Annotated in this window: 5 protein-coding genes; 3 read left to right on the forward strand and 2 right to left on the reverse strand. The window is 69.1% G+C overall.

Annotated elements, in window-relative coordinates; translation table 11 throughout:
* Both cydB and V7E05_RS08870 read right to left on the reverse strand, forming a co-directional pair.
* Positions 1 to 620: cytochrome d ubiquinol oxidase subunit II (gene cydB / locus V7E05_RS08865; protein WP_333619308.1), on the reverse strand; the 620-nt coding region annotated here is incomplete at its 3' end.
* Positions 621 to 628: 8 nt separating this feature from the next.
* Positions 629 to 2,236 carry a cytochrome ubiquinol oxidase subunit I gene (locus tag V7E05_RS08870; protein WP_333619303.1) on the reverse strand — a complete coding sequence of 536 codons (1,608 nt, stop codon included), beginning with the start codon at positions 2,234 to 2,236 and terminating at the stop codon, positions 629 to 631.
* A 420-nt stretch (positions 2,237 to 2,656) separates the two neighbouring features.
* On the opposite strand from V7E05_RS08870, the gene V7E05_RS08875 reads away from it, so the two are divergent.
* From V7E05_RS08875 to V7E05_RS08885, 3 genes are all read left to right on the forward strand, one after another.
* Positions 2,657 to 3,130 carry a PaaI family thioesterase gene (locus tag V7E05_RS08875; protein ID WP_333619304.1) on the forward strand — a complete coding sequence of 158 codons (474 nt, stop codon included), beginning with the start codon at positions 2,657 to 2,659 and terminating at the stop codon, positions 3,128 to 3,130.
* Complete coding sequence (locus V7E05_RS08880) at positions 3,127 to 3,753, forward strand: hypothetical protein (protein WP_333619305.1); 627 nt, start codon at positions 3,127 to 3,129, stop codon at positions 3,751 to 3,753. Before V7E05_RS08875 ends, V7E05_RS08880 begins: the two co-directional genes overlap by 4 nt.
* A gap of 80 nt (positions 3,754 to 3,833) precedes the next feature.
* The gene (locus V7E05_RS08885) at positions 3,834 to 4,151 is read left to right on the forward strand and encodes an antibiotic biosynthesis monooxygenase family protein (RefSeq protein WP_333619306.1); all 318 of its coding nucleotides are present in this window, start codon (positions 3,834 to 3,836) and stop codon (positions 4,149 to 4,151) included.
* Positions 4,152 to 4,249: the final 98 nt, after the last annotated feature.

A 4,249-nucleotide genomic window follows, 5' to 3' on the forward strand; every position in this document is an offset into this window, starting at 1 on the left:
GCGGCGAGCCCGCCGACGGGCAGGGCGAGGCGGCCTGCCTCCTCGCGGAGCGTGCCCGTGGTCTTGAGCCGGACGAACGAGAGCCCGTGGAGCAGCGAGAGGAGTACGAAGGCGACACCGCCGAGCAGTGGGAACGGGTGGACGAGGCGGACGAGCGTGTCGCCGCCCGAGCCGAGCTCGTGACCCGCGCCGACCGGCAGCCCCGAGAGGATCGCGGTGAAGGCGACGCCCCAGATGAAGGGGGTCAGCACCGAGCCGAAGACGATCCCGGCATCGCACCAGCGGCGCCACCTGTCGGTGTTCACCTTGCTGCGCCATTCGAGGGCGACGGCGCGGAGGATCAACGCGACGATGATGAGGAACAGCGGGAGGTAGAGGCCGGAGAACATCGTGGCGTACCACTCGGGGAACGCGGCGAACATGGCGCCGGCGGCGGTGATGAGCCACACCTCGTTGCCGTCCCACACGGGGCCGATCGTGGTGATCACGGAGGAACGGCGGCGCTCGTCCTTGCCGAGGATCGGCAGGAGCATCCCCACGCCGAAGTCGAATCCCTCGAGGAGGAAGTACCCGGCGAAGAGCACGGCGACGAGGACGAACCACAGGACCTCGAGTTCGATTCCGAAGATCATCGCCCGTCCTCCTCGGACTCGGCCGCCGCAGAGGCGGTGGCGGAAGTGAACGACACAGGGGCCTCGTCATCCGTAGAGCCCACGGATCCGTAGCCTCCGGCGTCATCCGAGGGGCCGTCCTCGAGCGGCGGGCCCGCGAGCACGGTCTTGCGGATGAGCCAGAACCAAACGCAGAACAGCGCGCCGTATAGCGCCGTAAAACCGACCAGGGTGACGACGACGGTCCACGGCGCATGGTCGGAGACGCCGGCATCGACGAGGAGCCGCACCTGCTCGGTGCGCGGATCGCCCATGGCATCCGGGTTCGGGTGCACCACCCAGGGTTGGCGGCCCATCTCCGTGAAGATCCAGCCGGCCGAGTTCGCCAGGAACGGGGCGGGGAGCGCGACGAGTGCGAACAGGGAAAGCAGCCGGGCGGTCGTCCCGTGCGGCGCGCGGCCGCGCCTCGTGAACCACCAGCCGGCGACGGCGAGGGCGAAGGAGAACGCCATGAGGCCGATCATCGCGCGGAAGGACCAGTAGGTAACGAAGAGGTTGGGTGCGTAGTTCCCCTCGCCGTACATCGCCTTCGACTGTTCCTGGAGGTCCTGCACGCCCTGGAGCTCGACGCCGGTGAACTTGCCCTGGGCGAGGAACGGGAGGACGAACGGCACCTCGAGGACGTGGACGACCGAATCGCAGTTGTTGTGCGTGCCGATCGTGAGGACGGAGAAATCCGGATCGGTCTGCGTGTGGCACAGCGACTCGGCCGACGCCATCTTCATCGGCTGCTGCTCGAACATGAGCTTGGCCTGCGTATCTCCGGTGAAGAAGAGGCCGAAGCTCGCGATGACCACGGTCCAGATGCCGACCGTGAGAGCGAGGCGGTGCGGGGACTTCGGAGCGTCCTTCGTCTCGGACGGGGTGGCTTCTGCGGACTCTTCGACCTCTGCGGCCTCCGCGCGGATTCCCGAACCGTCCGCCTTCTCCGCGCGTGATTCCCTGATGATCCACCACAGCGAGATCGCGAGAACGAAGGTGCCGGCGGTGAGGAACGAGCCGGCGACGGCGTGGGGGAACGCGGCGAGCGCCGTGTTGTTGGTGAGCAGGGCGACGATGTCGACGAGCTCGGCGCGGTTGGTCTCTGGGTTCCACTCGGCGCCCACCGGGTGCTGCATGAACGAGTTCGCGGCGATGATGAAGTAGGCGGAGAGGTTGACCGCGATCGCGACGATCCACATGCACGCCGTGTGCAGCCAGCGGGGAAGCCGGTTCCAGCCGAAGATCCACAGCCCGAGGAACGTCGATTCGAGGAAGAAGGCCGCGAGGCCCTCGAGCGCGAGGGGCCCGCCGAACACGTCGCCGACGGTGCGGGCGAACTCCGACCAGTTCATCCCGAACTGGAATTCCTGCACAATGCCCGTCACCACGCCCATGGCGAAGTTGACGAGGAAGACCGTGCCGAAGAAGCGCGTCGCGCGGTACCAGCGCGAGTCGCCGGTCGCGACCCAGAACGTCTGCATGAGCGCGACGAGCGGGGCGAGGCCGATGGTCAGGGGGACGAAAATAAAGTGGTAGACGGTGGTGATTCCGAATTGCCACCTGGAGATGTCGACGATATCCACGAAGGACTCACCCTTTGCACCCGTGCGCCGTGCGGCGGCCAACGTGGCCGGCGGGCGGCCATCCGAGCAGCCCGCCTTCGTCCGCCTGAGCGCTGTTCTCTTCGACCCTAGTGGGCCCCTGTGTGGCCGCGGAACCGAATCTGCGGGTCCCATCGGGACCCTGAGAAAACGGGGCGCCGGGATGTTGTCTCTGCCACCGCTGCGGCCGCGTTTCCCCTGCTTGGTTGCCGTGACAACCACCGGATACCCGCAGTCTGGCCTCCTTTATGGCACTGCGTGCCGAAAAGTCCCGGAGGAGGCGGTGGGCGATAAGTGAATCGAAGCAACTTCCCGTCCGGGGGTAGCCCCGATTCCCGCTGTCCGGTGCGCAGACCCGACTGGCGGGTACTAAAGCCGTGCGGGCGGGTCCATACTGTTGCCATGGCAGGAACCCCGCTGCACAGGATGCTCGGACGCCCGCGCGCATTCGAGCTGCTCTCGCGCGTCTACCCGCCGCTCCTCGGAGCGGGCATCCGCGTGCGGGCGATCTCGCACGATTGGACCCGCGGAGAACTCACCCTCCGCGTATTCCCATGGACGGCGAACCACAACGGCACGGCCTTCGGCGGCGCGCTCTTCTCCGCGACAGACGTCCTCTACGGCACCATGCTCGCCGGCCAGCTGGGCGGTGGGTTCACCGTCGCCACCAAAGAGGCGCATATCCGCTTCCTCCGCCCGGGCCGCGGCCGTTTGCACTACACGGTCGAGTTGCCGGCCACCGAGGCCGACCACGTCCGCTCGCAGCTCGAGACCGAGCCGGGCGTCGACATGCACCATCACGCAACCCTGTATGACGACGACGGTCGCCAGGTCGTCGTGGCCGAGCACGTCCTCCGCGTGCGGAGGAAGGCATGAGCGGCGGGGTCGGCCCGGAGTCCGGCGACGGCATCGAGCGCCGCCGCCGGGGAGAGCTCGAGGACGCCCCGTTCGCTCGGGCCGCGGGACGCGCCGTCGGCCGGGTCCTCCGCGAGCTCCGCAACGCCCCCGCGCGCGGCTGGCTGCTCGCCGAGCGCCTCGGCGCCGTCGCGGCTCGGGCGAACGAATCCCGTGCGGCCGTCGCCGACGTGCTCGGGGCGCTGTGGGAGCTCGCCGAGAACTCGGAGGCCACGGTCCGCCACGTGGCGAGCGGCCCGCTCGGCCAAGAGCGCACGGAGTACACGATCTCCCCGGCCACGATCCGGAACCGCGGCGGTTCTCAGGGCGCCGGCGGGGCCGGTCAGCGCGACCCCGGCACCCATTACGCGCCCGGTGAACCGCACGTCCATGCCACCCGCGAGGAATCGAAGGTCGTCCTACAGACCGGCGGCCTGCTCTCCTCGGACGAGGCGGTCCTCGTGGAGGTCGAGATCCCGGAGTCCCGGCTCGAGCTCTTACTTTCCCGGCTCGAGGCGGCGGGCGTGGCGACGGCGGGCCTGCGCGATCAGCTCCGCGGCCTCCCGTCCCACGCGCTGCCGCTGCGCGACCCCCGCCGCCGCTAAGTCCTTCGGCCGCTGCTCGGTAGGCTCGGCCCCCTAGGAGCACGTGGCAGGACGCGCCACGGGGAGAGAGGGGAGAAGCGATGGTCCTCGAGAGCGGGACGCTTTCCGTCATACCCGGTCGGGAAGAGGAGTTCGAGAAGGCGTTCGAGGAGGCGAAGGCGATCATCGCGAACTCGCCGGGCTGCCTCGGGGTCGAGCTGCGGCGCATGGTCGAGACGCCCAACGAGTACCTGCTGCTCGTGCGCTGGGAGACCATCGAGGACCACACCGAGGGCTTCCGCGGTTCGGCGGCCTTCGAGCAGTGGCGAGCGCTGCTCCATCACTTCTACGAGCCCAAGCCCGTCATGGCGCACTCCCACTACGTTTCGGCCGAGGCGGGCGTCGCGGAAAGGGCCTGACGGCGGAGGTCACTCCTCCTCGGCGTCCCTCTTCCGCTCGAGCTCCCCGATCCGCTCGGCGGCCTTGCGCAGGCGCTTCTTGCGGTCCTCGGCGTCGG

The sequence above is a fragment of the Dietzia sp. genome (assembly GCF_036741115.1).
In the GTDB taxonomy this organism is placed as follows: Bacteria; Actinomycetota; Actinomycetes; order Mycobacteriales; family Mycobacteriaceae; genus Dietzia.